The organism is Caldimonas tepidiphila (assembly GCF_003569765.1).
Lineage (GTDB): Bacteria > Pseudomonadota > Gammaproteobacteria > Burkholderiales > Burkholderiaceae_C > Caldimonas > Caldimonas tepidiphila.
Map to the genome: position 1 here is coordinate 44,063 of NZ_QXMG01000018.1, position 16,652 is coordinate 60,714.

Below are 16,652 nucleotides of genomic sequence, written 5' to 3' on the forward strand. Positions count from 1 at the left end.
GGAACTTCAGAACTCGTTCATCACCACCCCGGCAAGCTTGGCCGGGCTCTCCGAGAGGTGCGCCACCAGGTCCTGCAGCCGGTGCACGCGCGAGCGCCCGCGCCGCGCCACGACCAGGGCCGCGCCGCACTTGGCGGCGATCACGCTCGCGTCGGCGCCGTAGACCAGTGCCGGCGTGTCGACCACGACATGGTCGAACTTGTTGACGAGCTCGCGCATCAGCAGCGCGAAGGCGGGGCGCTCGACCAGCTCCACCGGGTTGGGCGGCGTGACGCCGACCGGCAGCAGGAACAGGCTCGGCAGGTCCGGCACCGGCAGGATCACGTTGGCCTCGGCACGGCCGGACAGGATCCCCGACAGCCCGGCGCTGTTCTCCAGCCCGAAGACCTCGTGCTGGCGCGGCCCGCGCAGGTCGGCGTCCACCAGCAGCGTGCGCCCGCCGAGCTGCGACAGCGCCACCGCCATGTTGGCCGAGAAGAAGGTCTTGCCGTCGCCGGTGTCGGGACTGACCACCGCGAGCGCGCGCCGCGGCTCCTCGCCGGTGAACACGCGCATCAGCAGCTGGCTGCGCATCGCGCGGAAGGCCTCGGACTGGAACGAGAAGGGCTGGTTGGCCATCACCAGCTCGGCGTTGAACTGGCGCCGCTCGACCGAGGCGTAGTGGTAGTGGAACTGCTGCGACAGCGCGAACAGCACGTCCTCGTCGCTGGCGAGGCCGAGCGCGATGGCGGCCTCGCCGAAGCGGATGCCGTGCTGGCGCTGGTGGCGCACGATCTGCTCGACCTGCTCGGGCGACAGTCCGTTGGTGCGGCGGATGATCTCGCCGATCGAGCGGTCGTGCAGCGTCGCGGCGGCCGGCGCGCCGCCGCTGCCGGCGAGCTCCTCGTCGGCGGGATCGGGGACCGGGTGCAGGTAGGGCGCGGCGGAGCTGGCGGCGGAGGAGTCGCGGTAGACCGACATCACAGCCCCCCGTTCTGGGCCGAGGGCAGCTGGCCGAGCACGCGGCGCGGCATCAGCTCGCCGCGGCGGCGGAACAGGCGGCGCTGCATCGGCCGCGGCATCTCGCCGAGCACCGGCAGCCCGACGGTCAGCAGCACGTCGTCGGCCGAGCGCACGCGGCGGTCGAACAGCTCGAGCAGGAAGGCCGTCACGAGCGCGAGGAAGCCGCCGATCAGCACGGCGAGCGCCGTCACCAGCGGCACCCGCGGTCCCGAGGGCGAGCTGGGCTCGGTGGCGGGGTCGAGGATCGAGACGTTCGTCATGGTGTTGTTGCTCTCCAGGCTGGTCTGGCTCAGGCGCGTGAGCACCGCGTCGTAGGCGCGCTGCGCGTTCTCGACGTCGCGCTGCAGCACCGCGATCTGGTCGCGCTCGCCCTTGAGCTTCAGCACCTTGGCGCGCTGCGCCTCGAGCGAGGCGCGGATCTCGGCCTCGCGCATGCGGTTGATGTTGTCGTTCACCGCGACGCCGCCGGTCACGCGCCGCGTCTCGGCGGCGATGCGCTCGCGCAGCGCGGCGATGGTGGCCTTGGCCTCCTGCACCTGCGGGTGGTTCGGGCCGTAGCGCTCGTTGAGCTGCTGCAGTTGCGCCTCCTGGCGCAGCATGTCCCCGCGCAGCCCGGCCACGAGCGGGCTCATCTGCACGTCCTGCATCTGCTCGGCCGAACGGCGCGCCGCGGCCTGGCGGCTGCCCGACTCGGCGGCGAGCGCCTGCACCGCGACGAGCTGCGAGGACAGCTCGGCCAGCCGCGCGTTCTCGATGTCGAGGTGCTCGGCGGTGGCGGTGATGCCCGACTCGCGCTGGAAGGCCGAGAGCTTGTTCTGCGCCGCCTGCACCGCGTCGCGCAGCTGGCGCGCATGCGCGTCGAAGAAGGACGAGTACTGTCGCGCCGGGTCGGTGCGCAGGTCGAGCGTGGTGTCGATGTAGGCCTTCGCGAAGGCGTTGGCCATCAGCGCCGAGAAGCGCGGGTCGACCGACTGGTAGGACACCTGCAGCACGTTGGACTGGCGCGCCGGCGAGACCTCGACGTTGCCCAGCAGCGCGCGCGCGAGCCAGTGCTCGAAGTTGCCCTGCGCGCCGGTGGCCTCGACCCACTGCTGGCGCGTGTCCGGGTTCTCGGCGAGCCGCAGGTCGCGCACCACGCGCAGCGCCACGCGGTCGCTGCGCACGATCTCCATCTGCGTGGCGATGTAGGCCGGCGTCGCGGTCTGGTAGACGATGTTGGAGACCGGATCGGCCTTCGACTCCAGCACCAGCGCCGCGCGGGCGGTGTAGGTGCGCGGCTGCATCGCGAGGTAGGCGGCGGCCGCGCCGACCACCAGCAGGAAGACCAGCAGCGCGGCCTTCCAGCGCGCGAGGATCACCGACAGGAAATGACCGATCGACATCCGGGCCTCCCCTTCAGAAGATGCTCTGGCGCACGTAGACCACGTCGCCGGGACGCAGCGTGTCCTCCATCGTCGGCTGCACCACCTGGATGCTGCCGTCGGGCCCCCGGCGGTGCACGCGCAGCCCGCGCTCGGTGCCGCGCTGGTTGAGGCCGCCGCCGGCGGCGAGCGCCTGCATCACCGTCATGCCGCGCTCGAGCCGCAGCGCGCCGGGGCGCTGCACCTCGCCGTAGATGTAGATCATCGGCATGCGGTCGACGTAGATCACGTCGCCGTCCTGCAGCACCATGTCCTCGTTGGGGCTGCCGGTGGTGAACAGCGTCACGAGGTCGAGCTCGCTGCGGAAGGGCTTGCCGTTGCGGTGGCCCGAGACGGTGATGACCTCCGAGCCGTTGGCCGCGACGCCGCCGGCCTGCGCCAGCAGGTCGCTCACGCGCGAGCCGCCCATCTCGAGCGGGAAGCGCCCGGGACGGTTGACCTGGCCGAGCACCGAGACCTGGTTGCCGCGCACCTGCAGCACGAGGATCGAGACCTGCGGCGACTTCACGTAGCCGCCTTGGCGCAGCCCTTCGGCGATGCGCTTCTCGGCGGCGTTGACCGTCAGGCCGCCGAGCCGCACCTGGCCGAGCAGCGGGTAGGTGATGACGCCGGCCTCGGAGACGCGCGCCTCGAGCGTCAGCTCCGGGCTCTGGAACACGTTGACGCGGATCAGGTCGCCGGAGCCGAGCACGTACTCGTTGCGCACCGTGCGGCCCGGCTGCGCCGCCGCCGCGCCCTGCGGCGCGGCCCCCGTCGTGCCGCCGCCCCCGCCCGCGCCCTGCTGCGCGCCGGCGAGGGTGGTGTACGCGAGCAGCAGCAGCGCGGCAAGGCCGTGGAGGAGCCCGGAATGTCTTTCTCTCATCACTTCAACCCCTGGATGCCCTTCTGGATGACCGCGGCGTCGTCCGTGGCCGGCTTCTTCGGCGCCTCGGCCGATGCGGCGGGCGCGGGCTGCCCGGCGGCGTCCGCCGTGGCGCCGGCCTGCGCGAACTTGCCGACGTACTCGATGCTCGCCTGCTCGCGCATCGCCTTCAGGTCCTGCTCGACCACCTGGCGGCGGCGGTCGTTGGCGAGGAACTGCTCGATCGCGGGACGCGCCTGCGCCTCGCCCACCGGCGAGTCGCGGAAGCCGGCGAGCATCACCGCCTGCGCGCCGCCGCCGGGCAGCGGCACCAGCATCGCCTGCCCGGGCTTCATGCCGTGGATCGACTCGAGCAGCTCCATCGGCAGCTGCTCGGCCGCGCGCGAGACCTGGTTCACCGTGTGGCGCACGTTCTCGGCCTTGAGCTGCGCGACGAAGGCGTCGAAGGACGGCGCCTTCTCGAGCCGCTCGCGCAGCGCGGGCACGCCGTCGGCCGGCACGTCGACCGCGACCTCCTGCAGGTTGTAGATGCGGCGCTGCGCAAAGAGCGCCGGCTTGCTCTCGTAGTAGCGGCGCACCTCCTCGGGGCTCGGCTTGCCGCTGCCCTCGGAGGCGCGCTCGAAGTACAGGCGCGAGAGGATCTCGCGGCGCGCCGCCTCGATCGCCTGCACCGCGCGCGGGTCGCGGTCGAGCTTGAGCTCCTGCGCCTTCTGCACCGCGAGCTCCTGGTCGATCAGGCGCTCGAGGATCTCGCGGCTGCGCACCTCGGCCTGCTCGGGCTTGAGCCCGGGCTGGCGCTGCATCACGTAGTTGATCTGGTGGACCGAGATCTCCTCATCGTTGACTTTGGCGGCCACCTGGGAGGCGGGCTTGTCCCCTTCGCCGCAGGCGGCAAGCAGCGCGGCCGCGGCGAGCAGGCTGCAGGCGGAGACGAGGCGGGCGGCAGCACCGCCCGCGCGACGCGATGGCTTCATCTCTGTAGTGCTCCCTACGCCCCGGCGGGGCATCAAGATGCGGGTCCGGCAACCCCGGGTCGGGGTGTTGCGCGAAGGCGCGACCCGGGGCAGGACTTCGCTGTCCGACCGGTCTGCAGGCCAGTCTAGGGATTTGTCAACGCACCACTAACCCTCAAACGAGGGGGGATAAAGCGCGAAAAAGAACACGAAAAGACACGGATTGACCGCAGTTACGGCCGGAAACGAAAAGGGCCCGGAATCCCGGGCCCTGCTGTCCTTGGGCCGCCCGCGGGCGGCCTGCGCGGCGCGCGCCGCCTGCTCAGCACTTGATGCCGACGTGCAGCGCGACGATGCCGCCGGTGAGGTTGTGCACGTCCACGTGGCCGAAGCCGGCCGTCTTCATCATGCCCTTGAGCGTCTGCTGGTCCGGGTGCATGCGGATCGACTCGGCGAGGTAGCGGTAGCTGTCGGCGTCGCGCGCGATCAGCTGGCCCATGCGCGGCAGGACCTGGAAGGAATAGAAGTCGTAGAGCTTCTCCAGCGGCCTGGCGACCTTCGAGAACTCCAGCACCAGCAGCTTGCCGCCGGGCTTGAGCACGCGGCACATCTCGGCCAGCGCCCGGTCCTTGTGCGTCATGTTGCGCAGCCCGAAGGCGACGCTGACGAGGTCGAAGCGCCCCGACGGGAAGGGCAGCGTCTCGGCGTCGCAGATCGTGGTCGGCAGCACCAGCCCCTCGTCGAGCAGGCGGTCGCGGCCGACGCGCAGCATCGACTCGTTGATGTCGGTGTGCACGACGCAGCCGGAAGCACCCACCTTCTTGGCGAAGGCGCGCGCGAGGTCGCCGGTGCCGCCGGCGATGTCGAGCACCTGGTGGCCCTCGCGCACGCCCGCCACCGCGATCGTGTAGGCCTTCCAGACGCGGTGCAGGCCCATCGACATCACGTCGTTCATCACGTCGTACTTGGCCGCGACCGAGTCGAACACGCCGCGCACGCGCTGCGCCTTCTCCTGCTCGTCGACGGTCTGGAAGCCGAAGTGGGTGGTGCTCATCGGGGGATCCTCCTCAGTGGCCGCAGGCATGGCCGCTCTTCTCGGGCATCGGCGCGTCGCGGTCGACCCCCGCCTCGGCCAGCCGCTGCTCGTACTCGGCCCACAGCTTCTGCTGCTGGTCGCCGAGGAAGTACAGGTATTCCCAGGTGAAGATGCCGGAGTCGTGGCCGTCGCTGAAGGTGGGCTGCACGCCGTAGTTGCCCACCGGCTCGATGCCGACGATCTCGACGTTGCGCTTGCCGGTCTGCAGCACCTCCTGGCCCGGGCCGTGGCCCTGCACCTCGGCCGAGGGCGAGTACACCCGCATCAGCTCGAAGGGGATGCGGAAGCTGGCGCCGTCGGCGAAGCCGATCTCGAACTGGCGGGACTGCTGGTGGACCGTGATCGCGGTCGGTGCGGGGATGTTCTTGGACGCCATGGCGCTGCCTTGCAGGGAGATTGAAGCCGGCTGGCAGTGTAGCGGCGCACCCGCCGGCCCCGGCCGCGCGAGGGCCTATGGCCGAGGGGCTGCGGACGCGGGCGGCTGCAGCGCGGCCAGCGCCTCGCGTACCCGCGCGTCGAGCTGCTCGGGCGCCAGCGCCAGGCGCGCGCGCGCGCCGCCGGGCACCTCGCGCTGGCGTACGCCCCAGATCGGCTGCGGGAAGTGGCTGTCCCAGTCCCAGCGCGCGATCACGTGCCAGTGCAGGTGCGGCACCATGTTGCCGAGCGTCGCGAGGTTGATCTTGGTCGGCGCGAGCGCGTCGCGCAGCGCGCGCTCGATCGCCGCCACCGCCGTCATGCAGGCGGCGCGCGCCTCGGCGTCGAGGTCCGAGAACTCGGCGACGTGCGCCTGCCAGATCAGCCGGTAGAAGGCCGGGAAGTCGGCGTCGTCGACGCGCACCACGCGCCAGAGCGGCGTCTCGGCGACGAGCAGCCCGCCCGGCTGGCGGCAGAGCTCGCAGTCCGCGGCCGCAGCGGCGCGGGACGACGGGGCGGCGGGATCGGGCATGAGGGGCCTCTCGGTGTCGCGTGGGGGGAGCCGATTATCTGCCGCCGCCCGGGCGCTGCGGGCCTATCATTGCCCGCCGGCGGCCGCGCGGCCCGGATCCTGCTTGGCCGGCCCCGCCCCACCTGCCGTGACAAGGACGCCCCCGATGCCCCCTTCCCGCCTGCGCCGCGCGCTGCTCGGCAGCGCCGCCGCCCTCCCCCTCGCACCGCTCGGCCTGACGGCCGCCCGCGCCGAGAGCTTCCCGGCGCGGCCGATCCGCTGGATCGTCGCCTACCCGGCCGGCGGCGGCTCGGACTTCCTCGCGCGCCAGCTCGCGCCGCAGCTCGGCCGCCAGCTCGGCCAGACGGTGGTGATCGAGAACCGCCCGGGCGCCGCCGGCATCATCGGCACCGAGCTCGCGGCCCGCGCGCCGGCCGACGGCCACACCTGGGTGCTCGGCGACAACGGCGCGATGGTCTTCAACCCGGCGCTCTACCGCAAGCTGCCCTACAGCCCGCAGGACTTCGCGCCGGTCGGCTTCATCGCGCGCTTCCCGCTGATCCTGGTCGCCCATCCGGGCAGCGGCTTCGAGTCGGCGCGGCAGCTGCTGGCCGAGGTCAAGCGCAATCCCGGCAGGTACAGCTACGCCTCGCCCGGCGCCGGCAGCCCGCACCACCTGGCGATGGAGTTGCTGAAGGACCGCACCCGCAGCTTCATCGTGCACGTGCCCTACCGCGGCACCGCGATGGCGATCCAGGACGTGATCGGCGGCCAGGTGCCGATGATGGTGGTCGACACCGCCGGCGGCCTGGCGCAGATCCGCGCCGGGCGCGTGCGGCCGCTGGCGGTGCTGTCCCGGCAGCGCCTGCCGCAGCTGCCCGAGGTGCCGACGCTGGAGGAGGCCGGCGTGAAGGACCTGGAGGTGTTCGCCTGGCTCGGCCTCTACGTGCCGCGCGGCACGCCCCCCGACATTGTCGGCCGCCTGAGCGCCGAGATGCAGAAGGCGGTCGCGGTGCCGGAGGTGCGCGCGAAGCTCGAGGAATTCGGCCTGCAGGTCGCGCCGTCCGGCCCCGAGGCGCTGGCGCGCTTCGTCGAGCGCGAGAGCGCCTTCTGGCAGCGGCTGATCCGCGAGCGCCAGCTGAACATCGACTGAAGCCGCCAAAAAATGCCGCTCTGCCGCGGCCGCGGGCATCCGGCCCGTGGCGTGCGGCCGGCATGAATCCGACAATCCGGCTCGACCTTTCCCGAAGCTTGCAGCGCGAGCCCTGACGGCGCGCGCCGCCCCATCGACTCCGGCCCGATGCCCGACCCCGTGTCCCCGATTTCCGCCGCCGGCCTGCCCGGCGGCGGCCCAGCCGACAGCCCCTTCGCCCGCATCAGCCGGCTGATGCGCCGCGGCATGGCGCTGTTCTGGCTGTTCGCCGCGCTGCTCGGCGTGCTGGTGGCGCACCAGTTCCGGGTGCAGCAGCAGGCGGCCGAGCGGATCGCGCAGTCGCGCGAGGCCTTCGGCGACATCACGCAACTGCGCATGCGCATGTCCGACCTGCTCGCGGCCGTCATCATGTTCGAGCACCTGCAGAACCCGGAGCTGTTCGCGCCCCGCATCGCCTGCGGCGCGCTGTGCGAGCACCTGCCACGGCTCGCGCGTCACGTCGACGACCGGCCGGAGATGCACGAGACGGTGCGGCGCGCGATGGTCTGGGACGCGCGGCTGGCCGCCTCGCTGCGCGAGGCGCTGCTGGCGGCGGACCGCGGCGTGGCCTCCGAGGAGGTGGCGGCACTCGTCGCGCACGCGCGCGAGGTCGAATTGCCGCAACTGCGCCGAAAGATCGACGAGATCGCCTTGTCCGAGGTGCAGACCCTCGCGGCACGCCAGATGCAGTCCTCGCACACGACGCTGCGACTGCTCGCGGCGCTGTTCCTGATGACGCTGGGCACCGCCGCCACGGCGGCGTGGCTGCACCGCCAGGGCCGGCGCATCGCGCAGGAGGGGCTGCACGCCGAGCAGGCGGTGCTGGCGCTGGCGCTGGAGGACCCGCTGACCGGGCTGCCGAACCGCCGCATGCTCGCCGAGAGCGGTGCGCTGCTGCTGCACCGCGCGCGACGCCAGCAGCAGGCGGTGGCGCTGATGCTGGTGGACCTCGACGGCTTCAAGCAGGTCAACGACGCGTACGGCCATGCCGCCGGCGACGCGCTGCTGCGCGACGTGGGGGCGCGGATGCGCGAGACGCTGCGCGAGGGCGACCTGCTGGTGCGCCTCGGCGGCGACGAGTTCGTCGTGCTGCTCGACGGCAGCGCGAGCGCCGCGGAGGTGCTGCGCGTCGGCCAGCGGCTGGTGGAGGCGGTCGGCCGGCCGGTGGCGCTGCCCGGCGGCGCGCAGGCGACGGTCAGCGCGTCGATCGGCCTGGCCTGCTTCCCCGCCGACAGCGAGCGCCTCGAGGGCTTGCTCGCTGCCGCCGACGAGGCGCTCTACAGCGCCAAGCGCGCCGGCAAGAACCGGCTGTGCCGCGCCGGTCGCGACTCGGTCGCGCACGTGCTGCGGCCCGAGCCGCCGTCCGGCGGCTCGACGCCCCCGCTGCAGACGCCGCCCCTGAACGAGCCCGCCGCTTCCTGAGCGGATCGCCAGTCGCCCGGGGGGCGAGGCGGCCGGGCCGCCCCGCTCGCGCCGCGTGTCAGACCAGCACGCGCTCGATGCCGCCGTCGTTGGCCTGCTTGACGTAGGCCGGCATCCAGTCCTCGCCGAGGATGTGCTTCGCCATCTCGACGACGATGTAGTCCGCCTCCAGCAGCCCGTTGTTCAGGTCGCCCTGGTAGCGGTTCAAGCCCTGCAGGCAGCTCGGGCAGGAGGTCAGCACCTTGACGTTGTCGCCCTCGCCGACCGCGCCGCTCTTGCGCAGTGCCGCCTCGCCCTTGCGGATCTCCTCCTGCTTGCGGAAGCGCACCTGCGTCGCGATGTCGGGACGCGTCACGCCGAAGGTGCCGCTCTCGCCGCAGCAGCGATCGCTCTTGAGCACCTGCTCGCCGACCAGCGCCTTGACCGTCTTCATCGACTCCTGCTGCTTCATCGGGCTGTGGCAGGGCTCGTGGTAGAGGTAGGCGCCCTTGCCCTCGAGCCGGATGCCCTTCTCGAGCAGGTACTCGTGGATGTCGACGATGCGGCAGCCGGGGAAGATCTTGTCGAATTCATACCCCTGCAGCTGGTCGTAGCAGGTGCCGCAGGACACCACCACCGTCTTGATGTCGAGGTAGTTCAGCGTGTTGGCGACGCGGTGGAACAGCACCCGGTTGTCGGTGATGATCTTCTCGGCCGCATCGAACTGGCCCGAGCCGCGCTGCGGGTAGCCGCAGCACAGGTACCCGGGCGGCAGCACCGTCTGCACGCCGGCATGCCACAGCATCGCCTGCGTCGCGAGACCCACCTGCGAGAACAGCCGCTCCGAGCCGCAGCCGGGGAAATAGAACACGGCCTCGCTGTCGGCGCTGGTCTTCCTCGGGTCGCGGATGATCGGGACGTAGTTCTTGTCCTCGATGTCGAGCAGCGCGCGCGCGGTGCGCTTGGGCAGGCCGCCCGGCAGCTTCTTGTTGACGAAGTGGATCACCTGCTCCTTGATCGGGGCGGAACCCACCGTCGCCGGCGGCTTGGCGGTCTGGCGCTTGGCCACCGCCGCAAGCACGTCGCTCGCCATGCGCTGCGCCTTGAAGCCCACGTCCACCATTGCGCTGCGCAGCACCTTGATCGTCTGCGGGTTGGTGGCGTTGAGCATCATCATCGCCATCTTGTTGCCCGGCCGGAAGCTCTTCTTGCCCATCTTGCGCAGCAGGTTGCGCATGTTCATCGACACGTCGCCGAAGTCGATCTTCACCGGGCAGGGCGTGGCGCACTTGTGGCAGACGGTGCAGTGATCGCCGACGTCCTCGAACTCCTCCCAGTGCTTGATCGACACGCCGCGGCGGGTCTGCTCTTCATACAGGAAGGCCTCGACCAGCAACGAGGTCGCGAGGATCTTGTTGCGAGGGCTGTAGAGCAGGTTGGCGCGCGGCACGTGCGTCGAGCACACCGGCTTGCACTTGCCGCAGCGCAGGCAGTCCTTGATCGACGCCGCGATGTCGCCGATGTCGCTCTGCTGCATGATCAGCGACTCGTGCCCCATCAGGCCGAAGCTCGGCGTGTAGGCCTCGCTGAGGTCGGCGGCGCGCGTGTCGTCGCCCGGCAGCGTGGCGCGGTCCTGCGCCCGCAGCAGCTTCCCCTTGTTGAAGCGGCCCTCGGGGTCGATGCGCGCCTTGTAGTCGGCGAAGTTCTTCAGCTCCTCGTCGGTGAGGAACTCCAGCTTCGTGATGCCGATGCCGTGCTCGCCGGAGATCACGCCGTTGAGGCTTCTCGCCAGCACCATGATGCGCGCCACCGCCTCGTGCGCGGTCTGCAGCATCTCGTAGTTGTCCGAGTTCACCGGGATGTTGGTGTGCACGTTGCCGTCGCCGGCGTGCATGTGCAGCGCGACCCACACGCGGCCCTTCAGGACCTCCTTGTGAATCTTCTTGGCCGTTTCGACGATCGGCGCGAAGGCGGCGCCCGCGAACACCTGCTGCAGGGGCTTCAGGATCTGCGTCTTCCACGAGGCGCGCAGGCTGCCGTCCTGCAGCTGCTCGAAGAAGCTGCGCGCGCCCTGCTGCGGTACGTCGAGGCCCTCCATCCAGCCCTGCCACAGCGCCCGCACCTCGCGCAGCAGCGCCAGCGCCTGCTGCACGCGGTCCTCGAGCAGCTCGGCGCTCGGGATCTCGTTGGCGTCGTCGGTCTTGCCCAGCGGCAGCGGCGAGGAGCTGAAAAAGTCCTCCAGCCGGTCGACGAGCGCGAGCTTGTTGCGCAGCGAGAGCTCGATGTTGATGCGCTCGATGCCGAGCGTGTACTCGCCCATGCGCTCCAGCGGGATCACCACGTCCTCGTTCACCTTGAACGCGTTGGTGTGCTTGGAGATCGCGGCGGTGCGCTTGCGGTCGAGCCAGAACTTCTTGCGCGCATCCGCCGACACCGCGACGAAGCCCTCGCCCGAGCGGCCGTTGGCCAGGCGCACGACCTCGCTGGTGGCGCGCGCCACGGCCGCCTCGTCGTCGCCGACGATGTCGCCGATCAGCACCATCTTCGGGAAGCCGCCGCGCTTGCTCTTGGTCGCGTAGCCCACCGCCTTCAGGTAGCGGTCGTCAAGGTGCTCGAGGCCCGCGAGGATCGCGCCGTTCGGCCGCTTCGCCTCGGCGAACATGAAGTCCTTGATCTCGACGATCGAGGGCACGCACTCCTTCGGGTTGCCGAAGAACTCCAGGCAGACGGTGCGGGTGTGCGCCGGCATGCGGTGCACCACCCAGCGCGCGCTGGTGATCAGGCCGTCGCAGCCCTCCTTCTGGATGCCGGGCAGGCCCGCGAGGAACTTGTCGGTGACGTCCTTGCCGAGGCCCTCCTTGCGGAAGACGCGGCCCGGGATGTCCAGGCGCTCGGTGCGCACCGGGGTCTTGCCGTCCGCCTCGAAGTGGCGCAGCTCGAAGCTCGCGACCTCGACGTCGTGGATCTTGCCGAGGTTGTGGTTCAGGCGCACCACCTCCAGCCACTTGGCCTCGGGCGTCACCATGCGCCAGGAGGCGAGGTTGTCGAGCGCGGTGCCCCACAGCACCGCCTTCTTGCCGCCGGCGTTCATCGCGATGTTGCCGCCGATGCAGCTCGCCTCGGCGGAGGTCGGATCGACCGCGAACACGTGGCCGCCGCGCTCGGCGGCGTCGGCGACGCGCTGCGTGACCACGCCTGCCTCGGTCCAGATCGTCGCCACCGGCTTGTCGAGCCCCGGCAGCCGCACCATCTCGACCTCGGTCATCGTCTCGAGCTTCTCGGTGTTGATCACCGCGCTCTTCCAGGTCAGCGGCACCGCGCCGCCGGTGTAGCCGGTGCCGCCGCCGCGCGGGATGATGGTCAGACCCAGCTCGATGCAGCCCTTCACCAGCGCCGCCATCTCGGCCTCGCTGTCGGGCGTCAGCACGACGAAGGGGTACTCGACGCGCCAGTCGGTCGCGTCCGTCACGTGCGAGACGCGGGAGAGGCCATCGAACTTGATGTTGTCGCGCGCGGTCTGGCGGCCGAGCGTCTTGACGGTGCGGTGGCGCAGCTCGGCCATGGTGTTGAACTGCGCCGCGAAGCGCTGCACCGCGTCGCGCGCGGCCTTCTGCAGCTCGCCGACCAGCGCGTCGCGCTGCGGCTCGACCTCGGGGGTGCGGCGGCGCTCGACCTCGCCGAGGCGGTGGTGCAGCGCCTCGATCAGGGCCGCGCGGCGCTTCGGGTTGTCGAGCAGGTCGTCCTGCAGGTAGGGGTTGCGCTGCACCACCCAGATGTCGCCCAGCACCTCGTAGAGCATGCGCGCCGAGCGGCCGGTCTGGCGCTCCTCGCGCAGCAGCCCGAGCAGCTCCCAGGCGCGCGAGCCCAGCAGTCGCGAGACGATCTCGCGGTCCGAGAAGGAGGTGTAGTTGTAGGGAATCTCGCGCAGCCGGGCGGGCGCATGGGACGAATCCGCCACGGCGGCGAGGTTCTCGAGGGAAAGCGGTGCGTTCATGGGCTGCAGCCCGCGACGGAGGGCCGCGCAGGCTGACGGGTGGCTTGCTGAGGCGGCGATGCTACAGCAGCGAGGCCCGCGGCCGTCCCCGGCGGCGACGAGCCCGCATGGCGCCGAAGCCCATTTTGATGCACGATCCGCGCAGGATCTCACGATGGACACCGCCCTGCCCCCCTGGCCCTATCCGTTCTGGATCGCGCACCGCGGCGCCGGCCGGCTCGCGCCGGAGAACACGCTGGCGGCCCTGCGCACCGGCGCTGCGCTCGGCTGGCGCATGTTCGAGTGCGACGTGAAGCTCAGCGCCGACCACGTCCCCTTCCTGCTGCACGACGACACGCTCGGGCGCACCACCGACGGCCACGGGCGTGCGGCCGAGCGGTCCTGGGACGAGCTGGCCCAGCTCGACGCGGGCCGCTGGCACGGTCCCGCCTTCGCCGGCGAGCCGCTGCCGACGCTCGGGGCGGTGGCGCGCTTCGTGACCGGGCGCGGCCTCGCGCTCAACATCGAGATCAAGCCCTGCCCGGGCCGCGACACGCTCACCGGCGCGCTGGTCGCGCAGGCGGTGCGCGCGCTGTGGCAGGGCACGGCCCTGCCCCCGCCCTTGCTGAGCTCCTTCTCGCCCGAGGCGCTGCGCGCGGCGCGCGACGCGGCGCCCGAGCTGCCGCGCGCGCTGCTGAGCCCGCTGTGGCGGGCGGACACGCTGCCCGAGGCCCGCTCGGTGGGCGCGGTGGCGCTGGTGCTGCAGCACCGTGCCTGGAACGGCGCGACGCTCGCGGCGGCGCGCGCCGCCGGGCTGCGCGCGCTGGCCTACACCGTCAACGGCCCGCGCGAGGTGCAGCGGCTGACGGCGCTCGGCCTCGACGGGCTGATCACCGACGAGGTGGAGCGCTTCGCGGACAGGCCGGACGCGGCAGCGGGACCTGCGTCCTGAAGGGTCGCGGTCTGGACGCGGGCGGCTGCGCGTGTCCTAATGGGCCGCGGCGGGCGAGCGCCCGGGTGCGGTGAGGGGGCGCGGCAAGGGGCGGCGAGGACCATGCGCATGCGAGGGCTTTTTCTCCAGGGGATCGCGAGGCCGGGCCGCGCCGCGCTCGCCCTGCTGCTGGCCGGCCTGCTCGCCGCGGCCATCGTCGCGGCGCAGGGCGCGGCGCCGGACCGGGCCGCCGCCGCGCCGGTCACCCTGATCGGGCTGGAGGGCGCGGTCAGCCCGGGCAGCGCCGACCACGTGGTGCGCGGGCTGGCGCGCGCCGAGCGCCGCGGCAGCCAGCTCGTCGTGCTGCGCCTGGACACGCCCGGCGGCCTCGACACCTCGATGCGCCAGATCATCAAGGCCATCCTCGCATCCCCGGTGCCGGTGGCGAGCTACGTCGCGCCCGGCGGCGCGCGCGCGGCCAGCGCCGGCACCTACATCCTCTACGCCAGCCACATCGCCGCGATGGCGCCGGGCACCAACCTCGGCGCCGCGACGCCGGTGCAGATCGGCGGGGGCGGCGCGCCCGCGCCGCGGCCGCCCGCCGACGCCCCCACCGGCAAGCCGGGCGATGCCGGCGGCTCGCGCGACGCGCCGCCCTCCCCTTCCGCCAGCGAGAAGAAGCAGCTCAACGACGCCGTCGCCTACATCCGCGGTCTCGCGCAGCTGCGCGGCCGCAACGCCCAGTGGGCGGAGCAGGCGGTGCGCGAGGCGGTCAGCCTGCCGGCGAACGAGGCGCTCAAGGCCGGCGTGATCGACCTGGTGGCGAGCGACCTCGACGCGCTGCTCAAGCAGCTCGACGGCCGCACCGTGCAGGCCGCCGGCCTGCCGCGCACGCTCGCCACTGCCGCGGCGCCGCGCGTCACCGAGGAGCCGGACTGGCGCGCGCGGCTGCTCGCGGTCCTCACCGACCCGAGCGTCGCGCTGATCCTGATGATGATCGGCGTCTACGGCCTGTTCTTCGAGTTCATGAACCCGGGCGTCGGCGTGCCGGGCGTGCTCGGCGCGATCTGCCTGCTGATCGGGCTCTACGCGCTGCAGATGCTGCCGGTGAACTACGCGGGCCTGGCGCTGATCGGCCTCGGCGTGGCCTTCATGGCGGCCGAAGCCTTCGCGCCGAGCTTCGGCATCCTCGGCATCGGCGGCGTGGTGGCCTTCGGCGCCGGCGCGCTGATGCTGATCGACACCGAGGTGCCGGGCTTCGGCATCCCGCTCGGCCTGGTCGTCGCGCTCGCGCTGACGAGCGCGCTCCTGATCGGCGCGGTGACGGCGATGGCGCTGCGCTCGCGGCGCCGCGCCATCCTCACCGGCGACGAGGCCCTGGCCGGCCACGTCGCCGAGGTGCTGGACAGCGGCGCGCCGGGCCTGTGGGTACGCTTCGAGGGCGAGCACTGGCAGGCGGCCAGCGAGAGCCCGCTGCGCCCGGGCCAGAAGGTGCGCGTGCTCGCGCGCCGCGGGCTGGTGCTCGACGTGGCCCCGCTCGACTCCCCACCAACAAGCGATGGAGGATGAACCATGTTCCCGTTCGGTATCGGCGGCATGCTGCTGTTGCTGCTGCTCGCGCTGCTCGTCGCGTCGGTCCGCATCCTGCGCGAGTACGAGCGCGGCGTGGTGTTCCAGCTCGGGCGCTTCTGGAAGGTCAAGGGCCCGGGCCTGGTGCTGATCGTCCCGGGCATCCAGCAGGTGGTGCGGGTGGACCTGCGCACGCTGGTGCTCGACGTGCCCAAGCAGGACGTCATCAGCCGCGACAACGTCTCGGTGCAGGTCAACGCGGTGGTCTACTTCCGCGTGGTCGACCCGCAGAAGGCGATCATCCAGGTCGAGAACTTCATGGTCGCCACCAGCCAGCTGGCGCAGACCACGCTGCGCGCGGTGCTCGGCAAGCACGAGCTCGACGAGATGCTGGCCGAGCGCGAGAAGCTCAACGTCGACATCCAGCAGGTGCTGGATTCTCAGACCGACGCCTGGGGCATCAAGGTCGCCAACGTCGAGATCAAGCACGTGGACCTCGACGAGTCGATGGTGCGCGCGATCGCGCGCCAGGCCGAGGCCGAGCGCGAGCGGCGCGCCAAGGTGATCCACGCCGAGGGCGAGTTGCAGGCGTCGGAAAAACTGATGCAGGCGGCGCAGATGCTCGCGAGGGAGCCCGGCGCGATGCAGCTGCGCTACCTGCAGACGCTCGGCACGCTCGCGAGCGAGAAGAGCCACACCATCGTCTTCCCGCTGCCGATCGACCTGATCGGCGGGCTGGCGCAGGCGGCCAAGGCGCCGCCGCGCGGCTGAGGGGCGCGGCGGCTCAGGCCGGCCACACCCACAGCAGCGCCGCGGTCATCGTCAGGTAGCGCAGGAACTTGCCGATCGCCATGTAGGCCAGGCAGGGCCAGAACGGCAGCCGCAGCCAGCCGGCCACGCCGCACAGCGGGTCGCCCACCACCGGCAGCCACGACAGCAGGCAGGCCTTCGGGCCGAAGCGCCGGAGCCAGCCGAGCGCCCGGCCCTCGGGCGCATGGTGCGTCACGCGCTCGTAGGCCTTCTCGGCGCCGAAGCCCATCCACCAGGTCAGGCCACCGCCGAGCGTGTTGCCGACCGTGGCGACGAGGATCGCCGGCCAGAACATCTCGGGATTGAGCTTGATGAGCCCGAACACCGCCGGCTCCGAGCCCATCGGCAGCAGCGTGGCCGACACGAAGGAGACCACGAACACGGTGCTCAGGCCGAATTGCGGCAGCGACAACAGCGACAACAGGTGCTCGAGCCAGGCTTCCATGGGCGGGCATTATGGAGGGCGGCCCCGCTCCGGCGCCCGGGGCCTGCACGACCCGCCGGCCGCCGCCGCCGC

General features: G+C 72.0%; 14 protein-coding genes. 5 read left to right on the plus strand and 9 right to left on the minus strand.

What is annotated here, in order from left to right; genetic code table 11:
• Positions 1–6 precede the first annotated feature (6 nt).
• The 7 genes from D3A59_RS13330 to D3A59_RS13360 all read right to left on the minus strand — a co-directional run bounded on the left by D3A59_RS13330 (position 7) and on the right by D3A59_RS13360 (position 6,280).
• Positions 7–960 carry a polysaccharide biosynthesis tyrosine autokinase gene (locus D3A59_RS13330; protein ID WP_119155432.1) on the minus strand — a complete coding sequence of 318 codons (954 nt, stop codon included), beginning with the start codon at positions 958–960 and terminating at the stop codon, positions 7–9.
• Complete coding sequence (gene epsF, locus D3A59_RS13335) at positions 960–2,384, minus strand: chain length determinant protein EpsF (protein ID WP_119155433.1); 1,425 nt, start codon at positions 2,382–2,384, stop codon at positions 960–962. Before epsF ends, D3A59_RS13330 begins: the two co-directional genes overlap by 1 nt.
• 13 nt (positions 2,385–2,397) lie before the next feature.
• The gene (gene epsE, locus D3A59_RS13340) at positions 2,398–3,285 is read right to left on the minus strand and encodes a polysaccharide export protein EpsE (RefSeq protein WP_119155434.1); all 888 of its coding nucleotides are present in this window, start codon (positions 3,283–3,285) and stop codon (positions 2,398–2,400) included.
• On the minus strand, positions 3,285–4,259 hold the full coding sequence (locus D3A59_RS13345) for an EpsD family peptidyl-prolyl cis-trans isomerase (RefSeq protein ID WP_119155435.1): 975 nt from the start codon (positions 4,257–4,259) through the stop codon (positions 3,285–3,287). Before D3A59_RS13345 ends, epsE begins: the two co-directional genes overlap by 1 nt.
• A gap of 301 nt (positions 4,260–4,560) precedes the next feature.
• A complete protein-coding gene (ubiE, locus tag D3A59_RS13350; RefSeq protein ID WP_119155436.1) occupies positions 4,561–5,292 on the minus strand; it encodes a bifunctional demethylmenaquinone methyltransferase/2-methoxy-6-polyprenyl-1,4-benzoquinol methylase UbiE in 732 nt (243 codons plus the stop codon).
• Between the two features lie 13 nt (positions 5,293–5,305).
• Positions 5,306–5,710, minus strand: a complete 405-nt coding sequence (locus D3A59_RS13355) for a gamma-butyrobetaine hydroxylase family protein (RefSeq protein ID WP_119155437.1) — start codon at positions 5,708–5,710, stop codon at positions 5,306–5,308.
• A gap of 75 nt (positions 5,711–5,785) precedes the next feature.
• On the minus strand, positions 5,786–6,280 hold the full coding sequence (locus tag D3A59_RS13360; protein WP_119155438.1) for an HIT family protein: 495 nt from the start codon (positions 6,278–6,280) through the stop codon (positions 5,786–5,788).
• A 145-nt stretch (positions 6,281–6,425) separates the two neighbouring features.
• Here D3A59_RS13360 and D3A59_RS13365 point away from each other — a divergent pair, with 145 nt between their 5' ends.
• Together D3A59_RS13365 and D3A59_RS13370 are read left to right on the plus strand one after the other, a co-directional pair.
• Positions 6,426–7,412 (plus strand): Bug family tripartite tricarboxylate transporter substrate binding protein, encoded by a 987-nt coding sequence (locus tag D3A59_RS13365; RefSeq protein ID WP_119155439.1) that lies wholly within the window; start codon positions 6,426–6,428, stop codon positions 7,410–7,412.
• A 159-nt stretch (positions 7,413–7,571) separates the two neighbouring features.
• Positions 7,572–8,873: a GGDEF domain-containing protein gene (locus D3A59_RS13370; RefSeq protein ID WP_157991529.1), complete on the plus strand. Its 1,302-nt coding sequence runs from the start codon at positions 7,572–7,574 to the stop codon at positions 8,871–8,873.
• 58 nt (positions 8,874–8,931) lie between these two features.
• On the opposite strand, the gene D3A59_RS13375 is transcribed toward D3A59_RS13370, so the two are convergent.
• Positions 8,932–12,846: a DUF3683 domain-containing protein gene (locus D3A59_RS13375; protein WP_119155441.1), complete on the minus strand. Its 3,915-nt coding sequence runs from the start codon at positions 12,844–12,846 to the stop codon at positions 8,932–8,934.
• A gap of 154 nt (positions 12,847–13,000) precedes the next feature.
• Here D3A59_RS13375 and ugpQ point away from each other — a divergent pair, with 154 nt between their 5' ends.
• From ugpQ to D3A59_RS13390, 3 genes are all read left to right on the plus strand, one after another.
• Positions 13,001–13,777 (plus strand): glycerophosphodiester phosphodiesterase, encoded by a 777-nt coding sequence (gene ugpQ, locus D3A59_RS13380; protein WP_119155442.1) that lies wholly within the window; start codon positions 13,001–13,003, stop codon positions 13,775–13,777.
• A gap of 108 nt (positions 13,778–13,885) precedes the next feature.
• Positions 13,886–15,325, plus strand: a complete 1,440-nt coding sequence (locus D3A59_RS13385) for an NfeD family protein (protein ID WP_119155472.1) — start codon at positions 13,886–13,888, stop codon at positions 15,323–15,325.
• A gap of 3 nt (positions 15,326–15,328) precedes the next feature.
• A complete protein-coding gene (locus D3A59_RS13390) occupies positions 15,329–16,096 on the plus strand; it encodes a slipin family protein (RefSeq protein ID WP_119155443.1) in 768 nt (255 codons plus the stop codon).
• Between the two features lie 13 nt (positions 16,097–16,109).
• On the opposite strand, the gene D3A59_RS13395 is transcribed toward D3A59_RS13390, so the two are convergent.
• On the minus strand, positions 16,110–16,580 hold the full coding sequence (locus D3A59_RS13395) for a YqaA family protein (protein ID WP_119155444.1): 471 nt from the start codon (positions 16,578–16,580) through the stop codon (positions 16,110–16,112).
• Positions 16,581–16,652: the final 72 nt, after the last annotated feature.

Coding starts and splice junctions, on each gene's coding strand:
- D3A59_RS13330 (WP_119155432.1), bottom strand. CDS start 960: ATGTCGGTCTACCGCGACTCCTCCGCCGCCAGCTCCGCCGCGCCCTAC.
- epsF (WP_119155433.1), bottom strand. CDS start 2,384: ATGTCGATCGGTCATTTCCTGTCGGTGATCCTCGCGCGCTGGAAGGCC.
- epsE (WP_119155434.1), bottom strand. CDS start 3,285: ATGAGAGAAAGACATTCCGGGCTCCTCCACGGCCTTGCCGCGCTGCTG.
- D3A59_RS13345 (WP_119155435.1), bottom strand. CDS start 4,259: ATGAAGCCATCGCGTCGCGCGGGCGGTGCTGCCGCCCGCCTCGTCTCC.
- ubiE (WP_119155436.1), bottom strand. CDS start 5,292: ATGAGCACCACCCACTTCGGCTTCCAGACCGTCGACGAGCAGGAGAAG.
- D3A59_RS13355 (WP_119155437.1), bottom strand. CDS start 5,710: ATGGCGTCCAAGAACATCCCCGCACCGACCGCGATCACGGTCCACCAG.
- D3A59_RS13360 (WP_119155438.1), bottom strand. CDS start 6,280: ATGCCCGATCCCGCCGCCCCGTCGTCCCGCGCCGCTGCGGCCGCGGAC.
- D3A59_RS13365 (WP_119155439.1), top strand. CDS start 6,426: ATGCCCCCTTCCCGCCTGCGCCGCGCGCTGCTCGGCAGCGCCGCCGCC.
- D3A59_RS13375 (WP_119155441.1), bottom strand. CDS start 12,846: ATGAACGCACCGCTTTCCCTCGAGAACCTCGCCGCCGTGGCGGATTCG.
- ugpQ (WP_119155442.1), top strand. CDS start 13,001: ATGGACACCGCCCTGCCCCCCTGGCCCTATCCGTTCTGGATCGCGCAC.
- D3A59_RS13385 (WP_119155472.1), top strand. CDS start 13,886: ATGCGAGGGCTTTTTCTCCAGGGGATCGCGAGGCCGGGCCGCGCCGCG.
- D3A59_RS13390 (WP_119155443.1), top strand. CDS start 15,329: ATGTTCCCGTTCGGTATCGGCGGCATGCTGCTGTTGCTGCTGCTCGCG.
- D3A59_RS13395 (WP_119155444.1), bottom strand. CDS start 16,580: ATGGAAGCCTGGCTCGAGCACCTGTTGTCGCTGTTGTCGCTGCCGCAA.